This window comes from Chryseobacterium sp. 14P4.3.2 (assembly GCF_057799275.1).
Window position 1 is genome coordinate 1 of record NZ_JBYOKO010000115.1, and the last position, 206, is coordinate 206.

Sequence of the window (206 nt, forward strand, 5' to 3'; positions counted from 1 at the left end):
CTTTGTTCAAAAATAAGCATAAACTGGTTAAGAACAATACCCCAATTTTGAATTGGCATGGTCCATTTTTTAGTAGATTCTTTTAAAGCGAGATACACTGATTTCATTACGGCATCATCTGTAGGAAAAGACATTTTGTTTTTGGTGTATTTTCTGATTTTTCCGTTGAGATTTTCAATTAAATTTGTGGTATAAATGATTTTTCG

1 protein-coding gene is annotated in these 206 nt (G+C 30.1%); it reads right to left on the reverse strand.

The window, feature by feature from the left end:
* The coding region (locus tag AC27VX_RS23975) for a transposase (RefSeq protein WP_488698507.1) at positions 1 to 206 on the reverse strand (206 nt) is incomplete at both ends.